Here is a 22,846-nt window from a genome sequence, read left to right on the forward strand (position 1 = left end):
AGAGATGGCAACCAGAACAATAAGGACAATCGGAGACGATGTACTGACGAAAGTATGTAAAGAAGTAAAAGAAGTAACGCCAAAAACAAAAGAACTGATCGATGATATGTTTGAGACAATGTACGATGCCATGGGCGTCGGACTTGCAGCAAACCAGGTCGGCATGCTGAAAAGAATCGTAGTTATCGACTGCGGGGATGATCCACACGTATTGATCAATCCAGTGATCATCGAGACAGCCGGAGAGCAGAGAGGTTATGAGGGATGCTTAAGTGTTCCGGGAAAAACGGGGGTCGTTACAAGGCCTGATTATGCGAAAGTAAAAGCATATGATGAAGATATGAATGAATTTATTCTGGAGGGCGAAGGACTTCTGGCCCGTGCCATCTGTCACGAATGCGAACATCTGGATGGGCATATGTATGTAGAAAAAGTAGAGGGCGAATTAGAAGATGTCGCTCCTTATGATGAAGAAGAGTGATGAAAATATAGTAAAAAAGAAACAGGAGGCGATAAGATGAAGATCATATATATGGGAACACCGGATTTTGCGGTTGAGGCACTGGAAGCCCTGGCTTCATCCAGACATGAAGTGACCGCGGTCTTTACACAGCCGGATAAGCCAAAGGGACGCGGAAAAGCGATGCAGTTTACGCCGGTCAAAGAAGTGGCACTCCGGGAGAATATTCCGGTCTATCAGCCGAAAAAGGTAAGAGATCCGGAAGTGATCCAAAAGATCAGGGAACTTGCACCGGATGTACTGGTTGTTGTGGCGTTTGGACAGATCATACCACAGGAGATCCTGGACATCGCACCGTATGGCTGCATCAATGTGCATGGTTCACTTTTACCGAAATATCGCGGAGCTGCTCCGATCCAGTGGGCGGTGATCGACGGTGAAAAGGAATCCGGCGTGACAACCATGCAGATGGATGCCGGACTGGATACCGGTGATATGCTGCTGAAAACCGTCGTGCCGCTCGATGAAAAAGAAACGGGAGGAAGTCTGTTTGACAAACTGAGCAAAGCAGGGGCAGATCTGCTTCTGGAGACGCTTGATGCACTGGAAAATGGCACGGTTACCCCGCAGAAACAGGGTGAGTCGCCGACCGCTTATGCAAAAATGCTGACCAAAGATATGGGAGCGATCGACTGGAACCGCCCGGCGAAAGAGCTGGAACGTCTGATCCGCGGACTGAATCCGTGGCCGAGTGCCTATACGAAACTAAACGGTAAGACCCTGAAAATCTGGGCAGCAGATGTATGTGGGCAGACCGGTGAAAAAGCACAGCCCGGAACGGTGCTGAAAGCAGAAAAAGACGAGTTCCTGATCCAGACAGGAGAAAAGATCCTGTCCGTGAAAGAACTTCAGTTAGAAGGTAAGAAACGTATGGACACGGCAGCCTTCCTTCGCGGCTGTCATCTTGAGAAAGGGATGATTTTATAATGTATGGATGGTATTATGATCCGACTTTTATACTTGTTTTTGCGGGGCTGATTCTGACGCTGATCGCATCGGCTGGCGTGAAAAGCACCTTTTCAAGGTATTCACGCGTTCGCTGTATGGCAGGCTATACCGGTGCACAGGCGGCACAGGAAGTGCTCCGCATCAGCGGTATCTATGATGTCCGCATTGAGCGTGTGGCAGGAGAGCTGACTGATCATTATGATCCGAGGGCAAAAGTGCTGCGTCTTTCAGACAGCACCTATGGCTCCAATTCCGTTGCGGCAGTATGCGTGGCAGCACATGAGTGTGGTCATGCAATCCAGCATCAGAAAGGATATGGACCTCTGGTACTTCGAAGCACACTGGTTCCGGCAGCCAACATCGGTTCCAGTCTTTCCTGGCCGATTTTTGTTGCAGGGCTGATTTTCAGCATGCGTCCGCTTCTGATGCTCGGTATTCTTCTGTTTGGACTGGCTGTGATCTTTCAGCTTGTGACACTGCCGGTTGAGTTCAACGCATCCAGCCGTGCGATCAGGATCCTTGAGGGAAACGGAATGCTTGGAGAGAGTGAGATCACAGGAGCAAAAAAAGTGCTCAGAGCGGCAGCTATGACTTATGTAGCAAGTCTTGCATCATCCATACTGCAGCTGCTGCGTCTTGTCATTTTAGCAGGAGGAAACAGAAGAGATGATTAATCTTAGAGAAATTATCCTCGGTGCACTGATGGATATCGTGGAAGAAGAGCAGTACAGCCATATCGTGCTCAAGGATGTGCTGGAAAAATATCAGTACCTGGACAAACGTGACCGGGCATTTATTACGCGTGTGACCGAGGGCACGCTGGAAAATATGCTCCAGATGGATTATATCATTGAGCGTTTTTCAAAAGTAAAAGTGGAAAATATGAAACCGGTGATCCGCAACATCCTGCGTATGTCGGTTTATCAGTTAAAATATATGGACAGTGTACCGGATTCTGCCGTCTGTAACGAAGGCGTGCGTCTGGCACAGAAACGAGGCTTTTATCAGCTCAAAGGTTTTGTGAACGGCGTTCTTCGAAGTGTTGCAAGAAATCTGGACAAAGTGGAATATCCTTCAAAAGAAAAACAGCCGTTGTTTTATCTTTCAGTCACCTATTCCATGCCGGAATGGATTGTAAAGAGCTGGTGTGAACTCTACGGCTTTGATGCCGTGGAGAAGATCTGCCAGGATATGCATGAAGAAAAACCGACTTCGATCCGCTGCAATCTGGATAAAACAGAAAAAGAGCAGATTATCGAGAGCCTCAAAGAGCAGGGGATCCAGGTAGAGCAGAGTCCGTATCTGGACTATGCACTCGGCATCCGCGGCTATAATTACATGAAAGCGGTGCTTGCCTTTAAACGCGGCTGGTTCCAGGTGCAGGATGTCAGCTCCATGCTGGTTTCTGAGATTGCAGCACCGAAATGGGGCGACTACTGCATTGATGTCTGTGCCGCACCGGGAGGCAAAAGCCTTCACCTTGCAGATATGCTGCACGGAAGCGGTCATGTGGAGGCAAGAGATATCACCGACTACAAAGTCCAGCTGATGCAGGAAAATATTGAGCGTATCGGCGTGATCAATATGTCTGCGACCCTGCAGGATGCGACCGTTTTTGATCCGGAATCTGTGGAGCGTGCGGATATTCTGCTGGCAGATGTGCCTTGCTCCGGACTTGGCGTGATCGGCAAAAAGGCGGACATCCGCTACAAGATGACACCGGCAAAACAGACGGAGATCATCAAACTGCAGCGTAAGATCCTCGATACGGTCTGGAAGTATGTCAAAGTGGGCGGAACATTGATTTACAGTACCTGTACGATCGGGGCAGAAGAAAATCAGTACAACGTCAAATGGTTTCTGGAAAATTATCCGTTTGTGCTGGAAAGCATTGATCCGTACATCTGCGACGAGCTGAAGGGTAAGACAACCAGTGCCGGATATCTTCAGCTTCTGCCCGGCATACATAAATCAGACGGATTTTTCATTGCACGCCTGAAACGCGTAAAGTAGGAGTGTGGCATGGAAAAAACAGATATCAAATCATTGGATTATGACGAACTGAAAGATTTTTTTGTCAGCATCGGCGAAAAGCCGTTCCGGGCAAAGCAGGTCTATCAGTGGATGCATGAAAAACAGGCGGATGGTTTTGAAGAGATGACCAATCTCTCAAAAAGTTTGCGGGAAAAACTGGCAGAAACCTGTGAATATACCTGCCTTGAGAACGTACAGACGCTGGTTTCCAAACTGGACGGAACGAGAAAATATTTGTTCCGCCTTTCGGACGGCTATGTGGTCGAGAGTGTGCTGATGCGTTACCAGCACGGCAATTCGGTGTGCATTTCCACGCAGGTCGGCTGCCGCATGGGATGCCGTTTCTGTGCCTCCACGATCGGAGGAAAGACAAGAGATCTGACGGCGGGGGAGATGCTCGATCAGATCTACCGTATCCAGAAAGACATCGGGGAGCGGGTATCCAACCTGGTGATGATGGGTACCGGAGAGCCACTGGATAATTACGACAATGCGGTAAAATTCATCCGGATGCTGAGTGATGAACACGGACTGAATATCAGCCAGCGAAACATTACCTTATCAACCTGCGGGATCGTGCCGCGGATGCGTCAGCTTGCAGATGAAGGATTTCAGATCACACTGGCACTTTCGCTCCACGCACCGAATCAGGAAAAACGAAAAGCACTGCTTCCGATCGCCGGAAAATATGAGATCCATGAGGCGGTGGATGCCTGCCGGTATTATTATGAAAAGACCGGACGTCGCATCACGTTTGAGTACAGCCTTGTTGGCGGACAGAATGATTCAAAAGAAGATGCAAAGCAGCTTTACGAACTGATCCATGGCATCAACTGCCATGTGAATCTGATACCGGTCAATCCGGTAAAAGAACGTTCTTATGTGCAGTCGGAACGAAAAGTGATTGTGGAGTTCAAAAATAAACTTGAAAATTGCGGAATAAATGTTACTATTAGAAGAGAAATGGGACGTGATATTGGCGGTGCTTGTGGACAACTTAGGAAAAGTTATATGGATAAAGAAAAAAAGGAGTAAAGGCATGAGATCATGCTGTGTTACAGATGTAGGGCAGAAAAGAACCACGAACCAGGATTTTGTGTTTGCTTCTGACACTCCGGTAGGACCATTGCCGAACCTTCTGATCGTTGCGGATGGTATGGGAGGACATCAGGCAGGCGATATGGCATCCCGCTATGCGGCCGAAGTGATCGTCAGTCATATTAAAAGAAGCAGAGAACGAAATCCGATCCGTGTACTTCGAAGTGCAATTGAAACAGCAAACGAAAGAGTGCTGGAAAAGGCAGCAGAAGACGAAGAACTGAGCGGTATGGGTACGACCGTCGTAGCCGCAACCGTGGTTGAAAATTACCTTTATGTTGCAAATGTAGGAGACAGCAGACTGTATCTGATACGGGATCACATCAGACAGATCACCAGAGACCATTCTCTGGTAGGAGAGATGGTGCGGGCGGGCGAGTTAAGCCCGGAGCAGGCGAGAAATCACCCGAACAAGAATATCATCACCAGAGCAGTCGGTGCAGGACAAAAACTGGAGATTGACTTTTTTGACGAGGACTTAAGAAAAGGAGATATCCTGCTCTTATGTTCCGACGGACTGAGCAACATGGTAGAAGATGAAGAAATTGAAAAAATAATCAAAAGCGGCAGAGAGCTGCCGAAGATCGCCATGGACCTGATTGAACGGGCAAATCGCAATGGCGGCAAGGACAATATCGCGGTTGTACTGGCACAGCCGCTGACAGGTGAGGTGGAGCAATGTTAAAAGAAGGCATGTTTATCCAGGATCGATACGAGATCATCAGCAAGATCGGTTCCGGCGGTATGGCAGATGTATATAAGGCAAAAGACCATACACTGAACCGCTTTGTTGCAGTGAAAGTATTGAAACCTGAATTCCGAAAAGATAAGGGATTTATCACGAAATTCCGTGTGGAGGCACAGTCTGCGGCAGGACTGGCACATCCGAATATTGTAAATGTCTATGATGTAGGTGAGGACAACGGCATCAGTTTCATTGTCATGGAGCTGGTAGAAGGGATCACCTTAAAAGAATATATCGAGAAAAAGGGAAGACTCGCAGTGCGGGAAGCGACCAGCATTGCGATCCAGGTATCGATGGGGCTGCAGGCGGCACACAACAACGGCATCGTCCATCGTGATGTCAAACCGCAGAATATCATCATCTCCACAGATGGAAAAGTAAAAGTCACGGATTTTGGTATCGCAAGAGTGGCGACATCCAATACGATCAGTTCCAATGTTATGGGCTCGGTACACTACAGTTCACCGGAGCAGGCAAGAGGCGGTTACAGTGACTACAAGAGTGACATCTATTCGCTTGGTATCACGATGTATGAGATGCTGACCGGTCATGTACCGTTCGACGGTGACACGACGGTCGCCATTGCACTGAAACATCTGCAGGAGGAGATCCAGTCACCGCGTAAATATGTGCCGGAACTGCCGAAAAGTACGGTACAGATCATCTATAAATGTACGCAGAAAAGCCCGGATCGACGATACAGTGACATGGAAGAGCTGATCAGTGACTTAAAGGAGTCTCTGGTCAACCCGGAAGGTGACTTTGTAAAGATTGCACCGCTTGACAGCCGTGCACATACCGTGATCGTCTCTCAGGATGAGCTGAACAAGATCAAAGAAGGACGCAATGAGATGCAGCAGGCAGAAGAGCCTTATCCTGCAAATCAAGAACCGGTCAATACCGGCATGCCAAATCCTCAGAACCCGCAGAATATGGGAAATCCGCAGAATATGCAGGGCAGAGGACAGCAGTATGCAAACAATGGATATCAGAATCCACAGAATTATGCCGGCGGATATTATCAGCCGGAAGAGCCGCAGGAGCCGGAAGTCAATCCGAAACTGGAGAAATTCATGACGATCGGCAGCATTGTCGTAGGCGTTCTGATCCTGGCAATCTTTCTGGCACTGGTCGGAAGTGCGACCGGATTGTTTGACCTTGGATTTTTGGCAGGCGGAAGCAACAAGAAGCAGACAGAGACAACGACCGCAACTGAGACGACACAGATCTCCGGTCAGGTCGAAGTGCCGAGCATCCTTGGCAAAACAGAAGCAGAGGCAAAAGAAATGCTGGCAGATACTGGTCTTGGGCTTGAGTATGCCGGAGAAGAACCGTCCACCGATTATGACAAGGGTCAGATCATGGCTCAGCAGCCGGCAAAGGGCGAGATGGTTGATAAAAATACGACCATTTCTTACACGGTAAGTACCGGAAGCGACAAGATCACCCTGCCGGATCTGGAGAATGAGTCAGCAGACGATGCGAAAGCAGCACTGGAAAAGCTGGGGCTGAAATGTGACCAGCAGGAAGTGTATGATATTTCCATCGCCCAGGGACATGTCAGTTATACAAGTCCGGGAGCAGGACAGGAAGTTGCCCCGAATTCTACCGTTACACTTTACATCAGCAATGGCGGAGACGGAAGTGTCGACAGTTCCGATCCTGCATCGGACACGGAAACGGATACGGAAACACAGGAGACCGTCAAAGAGACGAAAAAGGAAACGGAATCCAAAGAAACCAGTGCAAAGGCAGAATATTCTACCGATGTAAAGCTTTATGCACCGCAGGACTACAACGATGAGAAAGTCCGCATTGAGCTGGTGCAGGACGGCAAGACAACGACTCTGGTGGACGGAGAAGTGGTTGAGTTCCCGTACAGCCTGAAAATGACATCCGATTCCGGCAGCAGTGCAACTGCGTATGTTTATGTGCTGGATGACGATGGAAATATATTGAAAAAAGTAGAATATGAAGGCGTACCGTTCAGCAAATAGCGGTGTGCAGAATACGGAGTTTTCATGCAGGGAAAGATTATAAAAGGAATTGCCGGGTTTTATTATGTCCATATCGCCGGAAAAGGCGTGTATGAGTGTAAAGCAAAGGGTATTTTTCGAAAAAATAAAATAAAACCGCTGGTCGGAGATGATGTGGTGATCGATATCCTGGACGAAGAAAAAAGAGAAGGAAATATCCGGGATATCCTTGCCAGGAAAAATGCACTGATCCGTCCGGCCGTTGCAAATGTAGATCAGGCGATGGTCATTTTTGCAATCAGCAGGCCGGCTCCGAATCTGAGTCTTCTGGATCGTTTCCTGATCTCAATGGAGCGTCAGAATGTACCAGTCGTTGTCTGTTTTAACAAAAGTGATATTGCAGAGCCGCAAGAGGCGGCAAGACTTCAGGAGATTTATGAAAACTGTGGCTGTCAGGTTCTTTTTACCAGTGTAAAAGAGCAGGCAGGGACAGAACAGATACGAGAGCTTTTGAAAGATAAAACGACCGTTGTTGCCGGCCCGTCCGGTGTCGGCAAGTCATCGATGATCAACTTTCTCTATCCGAAGGCAGAGATGATGGTCGGTGAGATCAGTCAGAAGATCGACCGCGGCAAGCATACAACGCGTCATTCTGAACTGTTCTCCATCGGTGACAACACGTATCTGATGGATACGCCCGGATTCAGTTCGTTGTATCTTACCGATTTTGAAAAAGAAGATTTAAAAGAATATTTCGCAGAGTTTCGAAAATATGAGCCATACTGTCGTTTTCAGGGCTGTATGCATTTGAGTGAACCTGACTGTGGTGTAAAAGAAGCACTGGCAGAAGGAAAGATCAGTTCTATACGCTACGAAAGCTATAAAGAACTGTATGAAGAACTGAAACAAAAAAGGAGGTACTAATTTTTATGAAGTACGAATTATCACCGTCTATTCTTTCCGCAGATTTTGCAAGACTGGGAGAGGAAATAAAGGCAGTTGAGCAGACGGGCGTAAACTATCTTCATATTGATGTGATGGACGGTATGTTTGTACCGAGCATTTCATTTGGATTCCCGATCATCAAATCCATCCGGAAAATGAGCAATATGGTATTTGACGTCCATCTGATGGTAGAACAGCCGGAGCGTTATATCGAAGAGACAGCGGCAAGCGGGGCGGATATCATCACGATCCATGCAGAGGCCTGCAAACATCCGGATCGTGCAATCGAGCAGATCCATCAGCTGGGAAAGAAAGCTGGTATTGCACTGAACCCTTCTACTTCTCTGCATGAGCTGGATTACCTTCTGGAGAAAGTGGACATGGTACTTCTGATGACCGTAAATCCTGGATTTGGAAACCAGAAATACATTCCGTACTGCACCGGAAAGGTGAAAGAGCTGCGTACCATGATCGAAGAGCGGGGACTTCAGACCGATATTGAAGTTGACGGCGGCATCAACGCTGCGACGATCGATGCTGTTTTAGAGGCAGGAGCCAACATCCTGGTAGCCGGATCGGCTGTTTTTGGCAAAGAAACGGCAAAAAATGCAGAAAAATACCGGAAACTGCTGGCAGATTATCAGGAGAATCACAAATGAAGCGAGCAGTGATCATAAGCGGGGGCAAAATTCAGACCGATTTTGCCCTTGCTTTTTTGAGGACACAGACCTGGGATTACGTGATCGGGGCAGATAAGGGAGTGATCTTCTGTCACAAAAATCAAATCATGCCCACACACATTGTCGGAGACTTTGATTCGGCTGGCGAGACGGAATACGAGTATTTTCAGAAAAATACCGACGTTCCGATCAAAAGGCTCAATCCGGTCAAAGATTATACAGACACCGATGTGGCTCTTCGTCTGGCACTGGAACTTGGGGCAGAAGAAATTACGATCCTTGGCGGAACCGGGGCACGCATCGACCATACCGCTGCAAATGTACGGATCCTGTTTCTTGCTCTGCAAAAAGGTGTGCGGGCATATCTTCTGGATGAACACAACAAAATGTGGCTGACGGATCATGCAGTATCCATAAAAAAAGAGGAACAGTTCGGCAAATATCTTTCTTTGTTTGCCATGGGAGGTGCAGTGAAAGATCTGACGCTGCAGGGTGTTTTTTATCCGCTTGATCATTATCTTCTGGAGGGAATGGATCCGCTCTGCGTAAGCAATGAGATCACAGAAGAGGCATGTCGGATCAACTTTTCGGAAGGGGTTCTGTTGGTGATCGAGTCGAAAGACTGATATTCCTGTCGAAAAAGGTCGAATAACGAAGAAAAACAGTAAAATTTTGTCGATGAGTTCTTTTTCTGGGGACTTGCAATCAGGAGGTTTACTGTGTTACACTGTTGGTGCTGATAAAGAGCAAAATGTCATTTACATAAAGAGAGGAAATTACAAATGAAACTTGGTATTGTAGGATTGCCAAACGTAGGAAAAAGTACACTGTTTAATTCTTTAACAAAGGCGGGAGCAGAGTCCGCAAACTATCCGTTCTGTACGATCGACCCGAATGTCGGTATCGTAACCGTTCCGGATGAAAGGCTGAATCTTTTAGCAGATCTGTATCACTCAGCAAAAGTGACACCGGCTGTGATCGAGTTTGTAGATATCGCAGGTCTGGTAAAAGGAGCATCCAAAGGAGAGGGACTTGGAAATCAGTTCCTGGCAAATATCCGTGAGGTTGATGCGATCGTGCATGTTGTCCGCTGCTTTGAGGATACCAATGTGATCCATGTAGACGGAAGCGTAGATCCGACAAGAGATATTGATACGATCAACCTGGAGCTGATCTTTTCTGATATCGAGATCCTGGAGAGAAGGATCGCAAAGAGCAGCAGAGGTGCAAGAAATGATAAGAAGCTTGCAAAAGAAGTGGATTTCCTGCAGAGATTAAAAGCATATCTGGAAGAAGGGAATCTGGCGATCGGATTTGAACTTCAGGATGAGGATGAGGAAGCATGGTTTGCAGAGTACAATCTTCTGACTGCAAAACCGGTGATCTATGCGGCAAACGTATCTGAAGATGATCTGGCAGATGATGGAGCATCCAACGCTTATGTGCAGGCAGTCCGGGATTTTGCAGCTAAGAACGGCAGTGAAGTATTTGTGATCTGTGCACAGATCGAGCAGGAGATTTCTGAACTGGATGAGGATGAAAGAAAAATGTTCCTCGAAGATCTGGGATTAAAAGAGTCCGGACTGGAGAAACTGATCAAAGCAAGCTACAGTCTGTTAGGCCTGATCAGTTACCTGACTGCAGGTGAGACTGAGACAAGAGCCTGGACGATCAAAAAAGGAACAAAGGCACCGCAGGCGGCAGGCAAGATCCATTCCGATTTTGAACGTGGATTCATCCGTGCCGAGGTAGTCAATTATCAGGATCTTCTGGATTGCGGAAGCTATTCTGCAGCAAAAGAAAAAGGACTGGTAGGATTGGAAGGCAAAGATTACGTAGTCAAAGACGGAGATGTTGTTTTGTTCCGCTTCAATGTATAATTGGAAAAATAAAGAGGTGATGTTATGAATACATCCATAAATTTTCCAAATCTTGGGATTCATTTATCAAATGTCGGAAAGTCGATCAGCATCGGTGGCTTTGAGATTGCCTATTACGGTATGATCATCGCATGCGGAATGATTCTGGGTCTGTGCATCGCCATGTGGGTGGCGAAGAAAACAAACCAGAATCCGGATCAGTATTTTGATGTGGCACTCTATGCGATCCCGATCGCACTGATCGGGGCGAGAGCGTATTATGTTATCTTTTCCTGGGATCAGTACAAAGACAATCTGATCCACATTCTGTATTTCCGGGAAGGCGGACTGGCGATATTCGGCGGTGTGATCGCGGCAGTGATTACATTTTATGTATATGTAAAAATAAAAAAACAAAATTTCTGGCTGATGGCAGACACCGCATGTGTCGGGCTGGTTTTGGGACAGATCATCGGTCGCTGGGGCAACTTTTTCAACAGAGAGGCTTTCGGCGGCTATACAAATGGTCTGTTTGCGATGCAGCTGCCACTGAATGCCGTACGCAGTTCCGATGTCACGCAGGAGATGATGGAGCACCTGCAGACGATCGACGGCGTACAGTATATTCAGGTGCACCCGACTTTTTTATACGAAAACCTTTGGAATATTGGCGTTCTGCTGCTGCTGTTGCTTTTTACGAAGCATAAGAAGTTTGACGGCGAGATATTTTTACTTTATCTTGCAGGCTACGGAATCGGAAGATTCTGGATTGAGGGACTCCGTACGGATCAGCTTCTGCTTCCGGGGATCAAACTTCCGGTATCGCAGGTGCTTTCCGCAGTGGTAGCCATTGTCTCCATCGCAGTAATATTGATTCAACGAAAAAGATGCACGGCAAAAAAAACCGTGTAAAAGCACAGAAAGATTGAGGGATGTACGATGAGTAAAATGAACGAAATACGCAGCGAAGTGGAAAAAATCAAAGAAAGTATTGAGTGTGAGCGAAGAAAACTGGATGAGATCATTCTGTCCGGAAACGCCGAAGAGATCTATCGTCAGAATATCAAAGTCGATCAGCTGATCGAGCAGTATATTGACCTGGCTCAGGTGTAAGGATAGCTGAAATGAAAAAGATAAGAAAGGCTGGAATATATAAAAGATATTCCGGCTTTTTTTGTTTGGTGTACGGAAATGTAAGAAAAATTTTCTGTGACCCCAACATCATATAAAATGCCAGGCGAAGTATTTCAGGATATTTTCAGCTAAAATTCACATGACAAACAAAAATACCTGTGGTAGAATGAAAATATTAGTAAAAAACAACAAAGAGAGAGTGAAAAATCAGGAGGTAGAAATGAAAAAAGTACAAAAATTGTTAAGGAGGAGTCTTGCGACCGGGCTGGCATTGGTGATGACCGTTTCCAGTATGACGATCGTTCCGGGATCGTGGCAGGTCCATGCGGCAGAAGCATCGGGGCAGATAGGGATTTCAAATGCAGACGAGCTGAAAAAAATAGGCAAAGACAAGGACTATCCGATGGACGGGGACTATGTGCTCACCGATGATATCGATCTTTCCGGCAGTGACTGGACACCGATCGGAGGAAGCGGCGGCAGTCAGTATGCCCTCGTTTCCGGTGAACGTGTTTTTAACGGTACGTTTGACGGAGCCGGTCATGTGATCTCCGGGCTTACGATCCAGTGTGACGGATCAAACAACAGCGGTTACCGCATCAGTCAGTCCGGACTGTTTGCAATGCTCGGAAGCGATGATGCATCGGATTATGCGGAAGTGAAAAATATTGTATTTACAGATGTATCCATCAGCCATAATCTTGGCGGCGGAGATACGATCGGCACGCTGGCAGCAGATGCCGACGGATTTGTAAAGATCGACAACGTTGCTGTGCTGGGCGGCAGCATCGAAGTGACGGCAAACAACGGCGGTGACCTGATCGGCGTAGGCGGTATCATTGGTCAGTCACGCAATAACACGGCAGGTGTACATATGAGCAACCTTTACAATGCGGCTTCTGTCAATGTGACATCTGCAGTTTCCACACCACCGGTGCGGTGTGGCGGCATCATCGGAAGGATTTATCAGGGTGGTGAGATCGGAAGCCTTACTTCCTGTCTGAATATCGGAACTGTGACATACAAAGGTTCCGGCGGTTATGCGATCAATGGCTACAGCCAGAATACAGCAGCGTCCTCCAACACAGCAAATATTACAGGCTGTTATTATCTGGAAGGCAGCGGAATTGCCTATACGGAGGGCGGTTCCGTCAGTGAAAGTGACCTGAAAAGTGAAGCACTGGCAGAAAAACTTGGTGCGGATTACTGGTATATTTCCAAATCCGGTCAGGTTATGCCAAAAGTTACGGACGGAAAAGTAGTGGTGCCGATCCCGTCACCGACGTTTGCGGACGGTGACAAAGCATCTTCTGTCACCAAAGATTTCACCCTGCCGCTGACTTACGCAGGAGAAGACGGAGAAGAGACGATCAGCTGGAGCAGCAGCAATCCGGATGTGATCACAATAAACGGAAGCAGGGCAGAGGTAAAAGGCGTGCTGGCAGATACCGAAGTGACGCTGACTGCGACCACATCGAAGACACAAAAGACAAAGATGGTCAAAGTAACCGTCAAATCCGATCTGGAGATTGAATTTGACCGGGAGTATGCAAAGCCGGGACAGCTGATGAAAGCTTCTGTAAAAAATGCACCGGCAGATACCGAGTTTACTTATGTATGGCAGAAAGATAAGAGTACTCTATCAGACAGTGATAGTTATACACCGACAAGTGCGGATCTCAATACCTTTATCACAGTGCGTGCGAGCCTGAAAAGTACCGGAGCGACCGTGGCAGAGAAAAAGATCTACTGCAGCAAACTTCCGGTTGTCTATATCAATACGAAAGATGGATATGGCATTACAAGCAAAGAGACCTACAAACAGGCAACCATGAAGATCCAGGGCAATGACAGCTTTAACAGCACGAACACCACGCTTTATGACGGCGGTATTTCCATCCGCGGTCGTGGAAACAGTACCTGGAATATGGGATATTCCAAACTTCCATATAAGATCAAACTGGATTCCAAAACCAATCTGCTCGGATTTGGCAACAGCAAACACTGGGCACTTCTGGCAAACTATATGGATGAGTCTCTGCTGCGTAACAAGACATCCTACGACCTGTCCGGAAAGATGGGTATGGTCTATCTGAAATCCACCAATGTAGAAGTGATCCTGAACGGTGTCTACGCCGGAAATTATCAACTGGTAGGAAACGTAAGGATTGATAAATCCAGAGTGAATATCCACAACTGGGAAGATGTGGCAAGTGATGCGGCAAAGGCGATCGCCAAAAAAGAAGGCATCAAGGGTGACGCAAAGGATGCACTGGAAGATTATATGACTGAACATCTGGAATGGATCACCAGCGGAAGCCTCAGTTATAATGGAAAAACTTATCAGATTGAAGATTACTACACAGATCTTCCGAAAGATTCCAGCGGAAAGATAGACGTATCCGGCGGATATCTGTTTGAGCTGGATGCATATTATGACGAAGTCTCAAAATTCCATACAAAGAAAAATCAGCCGATCATGTTCAAAAATCCGGAGTTTGCCAATACGAACACCGAGCTGTTTACAGCGGCACAGAACTATGTACAGGCTGTCGAGGACAGTATCAATTCTGAGGATTATTATACGACCTACAATGGAGAGAAGAAGCACTACACCGATCTGGTGGATCTGGATTCTCTGGTCCGTTATCTGATGTTAAATGAATTTTACTGGAACACGGAAACCATGAAAAAGAGTACCTACATGTACAAAGACCTCGGCGGAAAGCTCTTTATCGGACCGGTATGGGATATGGACTGGACCTCCAACAGCCAGATCAGTGCCGGAGAGACCAGCAATTACCGGGCATGGATGGTCGTGACAAGGTCGGCAGAAGCACAGGCAAATTCCTGGTATAAGACGCTGATCGGAGATCCGTATTTTGTAACGAAACTTTACGAATGTTACAAAGAAAACCGTCAGAATTTTGAGGACATTGTAAAGACAGGCGGTATCCTGGATCAGCAGAAAGAATATCTGCTGGAATCCGGAAATGCCAATTATCAGGCGGGCTATCTGATGCATCGCTCTACATTTGAGAGTGAAGTGGAACGGCTTCGCACCTTCCTGAAGAACCGTCTGGACTGGATGGATCAGCAGTTCACCAGTGTAGATACGCTGCTTGCTTCTCTTGGAAAGTACAGGGCATCTTCTGCAATCTCTGTGACAGAGACAACTTCAGCAGCAGGAAAAGTACTTCTGACGGCAGAGGTTAAAAACAATAACAGCATCAAAAAAGTCGGCTTCTATGTAAATGGTGTGCTTGGTGCAACCGTGACCGTAGAAAATGGCAAAGCTGTTTTTGAAGTATCCGATGATCTTCTGACCAGGACAGAGGGCGGACTGAACACCGTACAGGTACGAGGCATGGATGCCTCCGGCAATCTGCTTTCCGGCGGATCTTTGAGCAATTATGTTGATTTCACAAAGGCGATCGCCGCAGAAAAACTGACCGGAAAGGTTACGGTCAGCGGAGAAGCAAAGGTCGGTGCCGTTTTAAGTGCTGGCGTACAGGATTCCAATAACAGCGGAACACTGTCTTACCAGTGGATGGCAGACGGAAAAGCAATCGAGGGTGCAAACGGAGAGAACTATACACTGACAGAGGCAGAAATCGGAAAAGTGATCACCGTTGCAGTGACAAGCTCCATAGAAACAGGAAGCCTTGTCAGTGCACCGACCGATGCCGTGATCAAAGAAGAACTGAAAAACGATCATCTGATCATCAATCAGGTATACGGCGGCGGTGCCAATGACAGCACACCGGTAAGCCACAGCTTTATCGAACTTTACAATCCGACGGACAATGCAATCTCACTGGAAGGTTACAGCATCGGATATCTTTCAAACGGCAAGAGTAATACACCGCAGGAAGTAAAACTTGCACTTTCCGGAAGCGTACCGTCCCATACGTCCTATCTGATCCGATGTGAACAGCAGGATACATCCACACCGGATCTGATCAAGTTTACGGTAAGCAAATTTGACCAGGAATGGACACAGACGATTGACAATAAGAGATATCAGATAACGCTTTATAAAGGAAATAAAGTCGAAGATGCCGTTTCCGTAAACGAAGGAAATGTAGAAGGAAGTACACTTTCGGACGGTACGATCAGCAAGCAGAAAGCGATCCGCCGTATCGGATTTGCAGATACGAACAACAATACCGCAGACTTTGAGGTAGTCAGCTACAAAGACGATGCCACTGCTGCAACGGAGAAATATCCGAGAAGCCTGGCAGACGGAGCATGGGGCAGCGGTGAGACACCAAAACCGGACCCGGATCCGACCCCGGCAAAGCTGGCAGGCAGTGTATCCATCCGTGGAAATGCCATTGTCGGAGCAACACTTTATGCAGATGATGCAGGTATCACCAATAATACCGGAACACTGTCTTATCAGTGGATGGCAGACGAAAGAGAGATTCCCGGTGCAAACAGTGCATTTTTAAGTGTGGAGAAAGGACTGACCGGAAAGCAGATTTTCGTGAAAGTGACAAGCAGTGTGGAAACAGGCACACTGACCAGTGAAAAGACGGCAGCCGTTGTGGAAAAAGAAGCCCAGACGACACATCTGATCATCAATCAGGTATACGGAGGCGGCGGAAAAGGCAAAACACCGGTATCTGCAAGCTTTATTGAACTTTACAATCCAACCGCAGAGGATATCGGACTGAGCGGTTATACCATCGAATACCTCAGCGGAAGCACACAGAAACAGCTGGAGCTGACCGGAACGGTCACATCTCACACTTCTTATCTGATCAAAGGTCAGGAAGAGAAGACTTCTGCAGATCTGATCTGTACGATCGAGAAAGCAGATCAGGAATGGGATCTTGCGATCAGCAACAAACAGTACCGCATCCTGCTGAAGAAAGGCGAAGAGCAGATTGACGGTGTCTCTGTCAATGAAGAAGCAGCAGAAGGAACTGCACTGGCAGATCCGGAAAATGATACGATCATCTCCAAGAAAAAGGCGATCCGCCGTATCAGCTTTATCGATACGGGTGATAATGCAGCCGATTTTGAAGTACTCAATTATAGTAAGATCCCATCCGAAATTCTTGATCAGGTAAAGCCAAGATCAACGGCAGATGGAAGCTGGGGCATGAAAGACATCGTCAAACCGGAAAAATATTATACCGTTACCTTTGATGTGGACGGAGAAAAAGAGAGCGTTTCCGTAAAAGAAGGAGAGAAAGCAAGCGAAAAAGAAGCACCGCAGAAAGAAGGCTATACCTTCCTTGGATGGTATCTGGAAGATCAGAAATATGATTTTGAAACACCGGTTAGCACAGATATCACACTCTGTGCAAAATGGGAGAAGAACGAAACACCAACCCCGGATCCGCTTCCGGACATTGATCCAAAGCCAGAACCAAAGCCAAATCCGACCCCGGATCCGAAGCCGACACCTTCAGAAACCATTCAGGCTCCGCAGATCGTAAGCGTTAAAAGCATTGCCAAGAAAAAGATGACGGCAGTGCAGATCACCGTTGAGGCAGTACAGGGTGCAACCGGCTATCAGATCTACCGCAAAAAGGGAAGCAAAGTGACGATGATCGGTCAGACATCCGGAACCGTATTCTTGGATCAGAATCCGGTAAGCGGAACGTCTTCCTACTATGCAAAAGCCATCAAAGGCAGTCTGACCGGCAAAGAGGGCAGTGCAAAGAAGATTACACTTCCAAAAGCGACCACAAAAGTGACGGCAAAAGCCAAAACGGACAAAACCGTAGTTCTGAGCTGGAAGAAAGTGAAGGGGGCAACCGGTTATCTGCTATATCGTTCCACAAAGAAAAATGGCAGCTATCAGAGGATCGCAGTGCTGAAAAAAGGAACGAAATGCACATACACCGACAAAAAAGGACTGAAAAAAGGAATGAAATACTATTACCGTATCGTGACAGTGAAAAAGAAAACCTATAGTCCTGCAAAGACAACAAAAGCAGTAAAAATAAAAGCAGCAAAGAAAAAATAATAAACTGAGAAATATTTTCAGAACGGCAGAAAGAAAATAACGACTGCTTTTCCGAAAGCCGAAAAAGAATACCGTCGTAATTCGCAAAAGAATACGGCGGTATTCTTTTACGATTGGTGACATATCTGTGACAAACAACGGTGAAAAAAAGCGGAAATGTACAGAAAAAAATAAAAAATAACGCCAAGAAACACTTGCCTTTTTATGTGCTTTGGGATATTATTAACACATAAGTGGTAAAGAATGGTGCATAGTGGTAAAAAATGGAGTGAAAACCACAGCCACAGCACGAAAGAGGGTGTGCCGTATGTTCATGGGCGAATACAATCATACAGTTGATGCCAAAGGCAGACTGATCATCCCTTCCAGATTCAGAGAAGAACTGAAAAATGAGTTTATCGTTACGAAAGGTTTGGATGGATGTTTATTTGTATTTCCGGGAAATGAATGGCAGATCTTTGAAGAAAAATTAAAAGCATTACCGCTTACAAACAAAAATGCACGGCAGTTCTCCCGGTTTTTTGTGGCGGGAGCTACACCATGTGAACTGGACAGGCAGGGGAGAATTCTCTTACCGTTACCGCTGAGAGAATTTGCAGGTCTTGAGAAAGATGTAGTGCTTGCCGGTATGTTAAACAGGATTGAAATATGGAGCAAAACCAAATGGATGGAAAATAATTCCTGCGATAACATGGACGATATTGCAGAGCAGATGTCGGATTTGGGACTTTGCATATAGCCTGGGGAGGACAATATGGAATTTAAACACAAATCTGTACTATTGAAGGAAAGCATTGAAGCTTTGCAGATCAAACCGGACGGCATATACGTGGACGGCACGTTAGGTGGCGGAGGGCATTCTTATGAAATATGCAGACATCTTTCGGATAAAGGAAGGCTGATCGGCATTGATCAGGATGCAGCTGCGATCGAAGCGGCAAAGGAGCGATTAGGGGAGTTTGGAGATAAAGTTACTATTATTCGCAGCAATTACTGCAATATGGTAAAGGAACTGAAAAGCATTGGCATTTCATCGGCAGATGGGATTATTTTGGATCTCGGGGTATCCTCCTACCAGTTGGATACGGCTGAGCGGGGATTTACATACCGCGAAGACGCACCGCTTGACATGAGGATGGATCAGCGTCAGGATATGACCGCAAAAGATATTGTGAATGGATACAGCGAGATGGAGCTGTACCGTATCATCCGCGATTACGGCGAAGAGAAGTTCGCAAAAAACATCGCGAAGCACATTGTAAATGCAAGGCAGCAGAAAGAAATTGAAACAACTGGGGAGTTAATTCAAATCATAAAAGCAGCCATACCTATGAAAGTCCGAGCAGTAGGCGGACACCCGGCCAAAAAGACCTTTCAGGCAATTCGGATCGAACTGAACAGAGAACTGGAAGTTTTAAGGGATTCGCTGGACAGCATGATCGATTTTTTGAATGACGGAGGAAGGATCTGTGTGATTACATTCCATTCGCTGGAAGATCGAATCGTAAAAAACAACTTCAGAAAAAATGAAAATCCGTGTATATGTCCAAGGGAGTTTCCTGTCTGCGTATGCGGCAGGAAATCCAAGGGCTTTGTGGTCACCAGAAAGCCGATTATACCGGGTGAGGAAGAACTAACATATAATAAACGAGCAAAAAGCTCCAAACTTCGTGTTTTCGAAAGAAGACGGGAGGAAGAGGAGTCATGAAACAGGTAAACAGAGACAAATGTAAGAGACAGGAGGGTCGATATGGCAGAGAGAAATTATCGCAGAGATGATAACATAAGACAGACAGGTCGATATGCTTATATTGATGGCAGTACCGTTCGCAAATTACAGACTCGCCCTGTACCGGAAAAGAGAGAAACCGAGAGAAGACAGGAACAGCCGCGACGCAGAAAACGGACGAGTGCCAAAACAAGACGCAACCGTGCACGTGCACTGCAGATGCATCTGCGTGACGTTATCTTTCTTGGAATTGCAGGAATGATCGTGGTTGTTTCATGCATCAACTTTCTTCAGAAACAGGCATTGAATACATCCTATCGTAATCAGGTGGCGACACAGGAGGCCAAGCTTGCAGATCTCAAAGAACGCAATGATGCTGCCTATGAAAGTGCACTGAAGTCCGTAGATCTGGAGACGATCCGCAATATTGCCATCAACAAACTGGGTATGGTTTATGCCGGAGAAGAACAGGTAAAAACTTACGATGACAAGAGCAGCGACTATGTAAGACAGTACAGTGATGTTCCGACAGAGTGAGTAATCAGACAGGTGGTATAAAGTGGCAGAAAAGAAAAGAAAAAAAAGAAAGCACTTTTCAAAACTAATGCAGAAAAAACTGGTGGGAAGTTTTGCATTAGTTTTGTTTGTGTTACTGGGATTAAATTTAAGAATTGTATATATTACAGCCAAAAACGGCGATAATTATGCAAAACAGGTGCTGTCACAGAAACAGTATGACAGCAGAACGATCCCATACAAACGCGGAGAGATCCAGGATCGCAATGGAAATGTGTTTGCAAAAAGTGAAAAGGTCTATAATGTCATTCTCGACTGTGTAGCGGTAAACGGTGGTGATGAAGAAGAACAGGCAAAGCTGAAAGAGCAGGAAATTGATTACATTGAACCGACGATCGATGCACTTGTGAAAACATTAGGTCTGGATGAAGCAGAGCTTCGTTCACTGATTACTGATCCGGCAACATCCGGTAGTCGTTATCAGGTTCTGAAAAAGGGCATTTCTCTGGAAGAAAAGCAGACATTTGAGGACTATACGGAGATCGATTCTGAAAAGGAGTACACCAAGACAGACCTTGCAAGGCGGCGGTGTGTTCAGGGTGTCTGGTTTGAAGAAGATTACGTCCGGGATTATCCGCTGAAAACACTTGCGAGCAATGTGATCGGAGTCGGAAGCAATTCCGGCGGTGCAAGCGGGTTGGAATCTTACTACACAGATGTCTTGAACGGGACAGACGGCAGAGAGTTCGGTTATCTGGATGAGAACTCCGACCTGCAGAGGACGATCGTTGAACCGACCAATGGAAATACAATCGTTTCCACCCTGGATATCAACATCCAGCAGGTTGTGGAAAAGTACATCGCTGAATTTGATGCAGAGTACGGCAAAGATGCCGAGGACGGCAAAGGTGCGAAAAACATCGGTGTCATCGTCGGAAATCCGCAGAACGGCGAGATTTATGCGATGGCGAGCAACCACGGATTTGACCTCACGGATCCGGACGATTTAAGCGACAAGTATACGGACGCAGAGCTGAAATCCATGACAGAGGAAGAAAAATCAGATGCTCTGAATGAGAAATGGTACAATTACTGCGTATCCGAAAGTTTTGAGCCTGGCTCTACGTTTAAACCGATCGTGGTAGCATCGGCACTGGAGATGGGTGCGATCACGACAGATGCTACCTACGTCTGTGACGGTGGAGAATTTGTCACCGATACAGAAATCAAATGTGATAATATTTACGGTCATGGAGATGAGACGTTAAGTGATGTTATCAAAAATTCCTGTAACGATGCGATGATGCAGATCGGAATGAAAATGCAGATCACACCATTCCTGAAATACCAGAGACTGTTTAATTTCGGAAGCCGGACAGGGATCGACCTTCCGAACGAAAGTACCGGTGTACTGTATGACAGGGACAGCATGCACGAGGTAGAGCTGGCGACCAATACCTTCGGTCAGACTTTTACCAGCACGATGATCCAGGAATATGCGGCATTTAATGCAGTGGTAAACGGCGGATATTATTATGAGCCGCATATGGTAAAGCAGATCCTGGATGATAACAGCGGAGTGGTAAAGAATATCAATCCGGTCCTTCTGCGTCAGCCGGTATCCACGAAAAATGCAGATTTTGTGTTAAGTGCCATGGAGCAGACTGTTCTGGATGGTACCGGAAAAAAAGCAAGAGTGCCGGGCTACCGTGTGGCAGGTAAAACAGGTACTGCAGAGAAGATCAATCCGGAGACCGGAACACGTTGGGAAGGAAAATATCTGGTATCTTTCATCGGATGTGCACCGGTGGATGATCCGCAGCTTACAGTGTATGTTGTTGTCGATGAGCCAAACGTTGAAAATCAGGAAACTGGTGGTTACTCTATGATCATTTCCAGAAAGATCATGATGGAAGTGCTTCCGTATCTGAACATTCCACAGACGGAAGAGATCACAGATGAGTTGCTTCAGGAGCTGGAACTGACCAGAGAAGATGTGGAAAACGGAAGAAACGCAGCTCTGATCAAAGAAAAATCAGAGACAACGGAGACAGATGAATACGGAAATGTCATCTCTTCCGGAACGACCGCTGAGACGGACGAGTACGGAAATGTCATCTCTTCCGGTACGACCGCTGAAACGGACGAGTACGGAAATGTCATTTCCTCTGGAACGACATCCGGCAGTACATCCTCTGCGACAGGCACAACCGATGCTCAGACATCACAGACGGATGCTTATGGAAATGTGATCAGTGGCAGCGATTCCACGACGCAGGGTACGACGGACGATGAGGGATCGGCGTTTCATTCAAATATACCGGCTCCGCTCCAGTCACAGGACAGTGGTGACGGCGTGAGTACGCAGGACTGGATCACCAACGAAAAGCTTGGTATTGATGAAAATAATAACAGTTATTAGTCAAATGGATATTCGCAATTGAAGCAGGGGACTTCCTTGATTTGGTTAAGATATAAAGATGTGGGTGTCAAAAGTCCTCAACTATGATGCCTACGGATTGTTCCGTGCGTTGCACTCCCACAATCCTCTCCAGTATTCGCATATCGTGGGATTATCATCCCACTTTTATGCTCATATCTGGGCGGGTCCCAAGGTCTTTCATCCACTTATGAGCAAGCTCATGTGGATTTAGACCTTTTGACCCTGGCATCATATAA

General features: G+C 46.7%; 18 protein-coding genes. All 18 read left to right on the top strand.

Going from position 1 to position 22,846, the window contains the following annotated elements; all coding sequences use genetic code 11:
• The first annotated feature begins 4 nt into the window (after positions 1-4).
• The 18 genes from def (at position 5) to ACLTL4_RS03265 (ending at position 22,589) form a co-directional block, all read left to right on the top strand.
• Entirely contained in the window at positions 5-481 is a 477-nt protein-coding gene (def, locus tag ACLTL4_RS03180) for a peptide deformylase (protein ID WP_022120032.1), read from the top strand.
• Positions 482-517: 36 nt separating this feature from the next.
• Entirely contained in the window at positions 518-1,447 is a 930-nt protein-coding gene (gene fmt, locus ACLTL4_RS03185) for a methionyl-tRNA formyltransferase (RefSeq protein ID WP_022120033.1), read from the top strand.
• Positions 1,447-2,142: a zinc metallopeptidase gene (locus ACLTL4_RS03190; protein ID WP_173866525.1), complete on the top strand. Its 696-nt coding sequence runs from the start codon at positions 1,447-1,449 to the stop codon at positions 2,140-2,142. The genes fmt and ACLTL4_RS03190 overlap by 1 nt, the downstream gene beginning before the upstream one ends.
• Positions 2,135-3,481: a 16S rRNA (cytosine(967)-C(5))-methyltransferase RsmB gene (rsmB, locus tag ACLTL4_RS03195; protein ID WP_412320216.1), complete on the top strand. Its 1,347-nt coding sequence runs from the start codon at positions 2,135-2,137 to the stop codon at positions 3,479-3,481. The genes ACLTL4_RS03190 and rsmB overlap by 8 nt, the downstream gene beginning before the upstream one ends.
• 9 nt (positions 3,482-3,490) lie before the next feature.
• Positions 3,491-4,537, top strand: a complete 1,047-nt coding sequence (gene rlmN / locus ACLTL4_RS03200) for a 23S rRNA (adenine(2503)-C(2))-methyltransferase RlmN (protein WP_412320217.1) — start codon at positions 3,491-3,493, stop codon at positions 4,535-4,537.
• 4 nt (positions 4,538-4,541) lie between these two features.
• Positions 4,542-5,285, top strand: coding sequence for a Stp1/IreP family PP2C-type Ser/Thr phosphatase (locus tag ACLTL4_RS03205; RefSeq protein ID WP_022120038.1), 744 nt, complete (start codon positions 4,542-4,544; stop codon positions 5,283-5,285).
• Complete coding sequence (pknB, locus tag ACLTL4_RS03210; protein ID WP_022120039.1) at positions 5,279-7,342, top strand: Stk1 family PASTA domain-containing Ser/Thr kinase; 2,064 nt, start codon at positions 5,279-5,281, stop codon at positions 7,340-7,342. Before ACLTL4_RS03205 ends, pknB begins: the two co-directional genes overlap by 7 nt.
• A gap of 24 nt (positions 7,343-7,366) precedes the next feature.
• Positions 7,367-8,245 carry a ribosome small subunit-dependent GTPase A gene (rsgA, locus tag ACLTL4_RS03215; RefSeq protein WP_022120040.1) on the top strand — a complete coding sequence of 293 codons (879 nt, stop codon included), beginning with the start codon at positions 7,367-7,369 and terminating at the stop codon, positions 8,243-8,245.
• Positions 8,246-8,250: 5 nt separating this feature from the next.
• On the top strand, positions 8,251-8,925 hold the full coding sequence (gene rpe, locus ACLTL4_RS03220; protein WP_022120041.1) for a ribulose-phosphate 3-epimerase: 675 nt from the start codon (positions 8,251-8,253) through the stop codon (positions 8,923-8,925).
• The gene (locus ACLTL4_RS03225; protein ID WP_022120042.1) at positions 8,922-9,572 is read left to right on the top strand and encodes a thiamine diphosphokinase; all 651 of its coding nucleotides are present in this window, start codon (positions 8,922-8,924) and stop codon (positions 9,570-9,572) included. The genes rpe and ACLTL4_RS03225 overlap by 4 nt, the downstream gene beginning before the upstream one ends.
• Before the next feature lie 156 nt (positions 9,573-9,728).
• On the top strand, positions 9,729-10,826 hold the full coding sequence (ychF, locus tag ACLTL4_RS03230; protein ID WP_022120043.1) for a redox-regulated ATPase YchF: 1,098 nt from the start codon (positions 9,729-9,731) through the stop codon (positions 10,824-10,826).
• 24 nt (positions 10,827-10,850) lie between these two features.
• A complete protein-coding gene (lgt, locus tag ACLTL4_RS03235) occupies positions 10,851-11,717 on the top strand; it encodes a prolipoprotein diacylglyceryl transferase (protein ID WP_022120044.1) in 867 nt (288 codons plus the stop codon).
• A 27-nt stretch (positions 11,718-11,744) separates the two neighbouring features.
• Positions 11,745-11,918, top strand: coding sequence for a hypothetical protein (locus ACLTL4_RS03240; RefSeq protein WP_022120045.1), 174 nt, complete (start codon positions 11,745-11,747; stop codon positions 11,916-11,918).
• Between the two features lie 241 nt (positions 11,919-12,159).
• Entirely contained in the window at positions 12,160-17,922 is a 5,763-nt protein-coding gene (locus tag ACLTL4_RS03245; RefSeq protein WP_412320218.1) for a CotH kinase family protein, read from the top strand.
• A 307-nt stretch (positions 17,923-18,229) separates the two neighbouring features.
• Entirely contained in the window at positions 18,230-18,661 is a 432-nt protein-coding gene (mraZ, locus tag ACLTL4_RS03250) for a division/cell wall cluster transcriptional repressor MraZ (protein WP_022120047.1), read from the top strand.
• A gap of 15 nt (positions 18,662-18,676) precedes the next feature.
• Positions 18,677-19,630, top strand: coding sequence for a 16S rRNA (cytosine(1402)-N(4))-methyltransferase RsmH (gene rsmH / locus ACLTL4_RS03255; protein ID WP_147631159.1), 954 nt, complete (start codon positions 18,677-18,679; stop codon positions 19,628-19,630).
• A gap of 42 nt (positions 19,631-19,672) precedes the next feature.
• Entirely contained in the window at positions 19,673-20,188 is a 516-nt protein-coding gene (locus tag ACLTL4_RS03260; RefSeq protein WP_022120049.1) for a septum formation initiator family protein, read from the top strand.
• Between the two features lie 22 nt (positions 20,189-20,210).
• A complete protein-coding gene (locus ACLTL4_RS03265) occupies positions 20,211-22,589 on the top strand; it encodes a peptidoglycan D,D-transpeptidase FtsI family protein (protein WP_412320219.1) in 2,379 nt (792 codons plus the stop codon).
• Positions 22,590-22,846 lie beyond the last annotated feature (257 nt).

The sequence above is a fragment of the Hominisplanchenecus sp. genome (assembly GCF_046967715.1).
In the GTDB taxonomy this organism is placed as follows: Bacteria; Bacillota; Clostridia; order Lachnospirales; family Lachnospiraceae; genus Hominisplanchenecus; species Hominisplanchenecus faecis.

Bases quoted from the DNA above. Each gene is read 5' to 3' on its own strand.
- ACLTL4_RS03225 (WP_022120042.1), top strand. From the start codon at position 8,922: ATGAAGCGAGCAGTGATCATAAGCGGGGGCAAAATTCAGACCGATTTT.
- rsgA (WP_022120040.1), top strand. From the start codon at position 7,367: ATGCAGGGAAAGATTATAAAAGGAATTGCCGGGTTTTATTATGTCCAT.
- lgt (WP_022120044.1), top strand. From the start codon at position 10,851: ATGAATACATCCATAAATTTTCCAAATCTTGGGATTCATTTATCAAAT.
- rpe (WP_022120041.1), top strand. From the start codon at position 8,251: ATGAAGTACGAATTATCACCGTCTATTCTTTCCGCAGATTTTGCAAGA.
- ACLTL4_RS03240 (WP_022120045.1), top strand. From the start codon at position 11,745: ATGAGTAAAATGAACGAAATACGCAGCGAAGTGGAAAAAATCAAAGAA.
- fmt (WP_022120033.1), top strand. From the start codon at position 518: ATGAAGATCATATATATGGGAACACCGGATTTTGCGGTTGAGGCACTG.
- ychF (WP_022120043.1), top strand. From the start codon at position 9,729: ATGAAACTTGGTATTGTAGGATTGCCAAACGTAGGAAAAAGTACACTG.
- rsmH (WP_147631159.1), top strand. From the start codon at position 18,677: ATGGAATTTAAACACAAATCTGTACTATTGAAGGAAAGCATTGAAGCT.
- pknB (WP_022120039.1), top strand. From the start codon at position 5,279: ATGTTAAAAGAAGGCATGTTTATCCAGGATCGATACGAGATCATCAGC.
- def (WP_022120032.1), top strand. From the start codon at position 5: ATGGCAACCAGAACAATAAGGACAATCGGAGACGATGTACTGACGAAA.
- ACLTL4_RS03190 (WP_173866525.1), top strand. From the start codon at position 1,447: ATGTATGGATGGTATTATGATCCGACTTTTATACTTGTTTTTGCGGGG.
- mraZ (WP_022120047.1), top strand. From the start codon at position 18,230: ATGTTCATGGGCGAATACAATCATACAGTTGATGCCAAAGGCAGACTG.
- rsmB (WP_412320216.1), top strand. From the start codon at position 2,135: ATGATTAATCTTAGAGAAATTATCCTCGGTGCACTGATGGATATCGTG.
- ACLTL4_RS03205 (WP_022120038.1), top strand. From the start codon at position 4,542: ATGAGATCATGCTGTGTTACAGATGTAGGGCAGAAAAGAACCACGAAC.
- ACLTL4_RS03260 (WP_022120049.1), top strand. From the start codon at position 19,673: ATGGCAGAGAGAAATTATCGCAGAGATGATAACATAAGACAGACAGGT.
- ACLTL4_RS03245 (WP_412320218.1), top strand. From the start codon at position 12,160: ATGAAAAAAGTACAAAAATTGTTAAGGAGGAGTCTTGCGACCGGGCTG.
- rlmN (WP_412320217.1), top strand. From the start codon at position 3,491: ATGGAAAAAACAGATATCAAATCATTGGATTATGACGAACTGAAAGAT.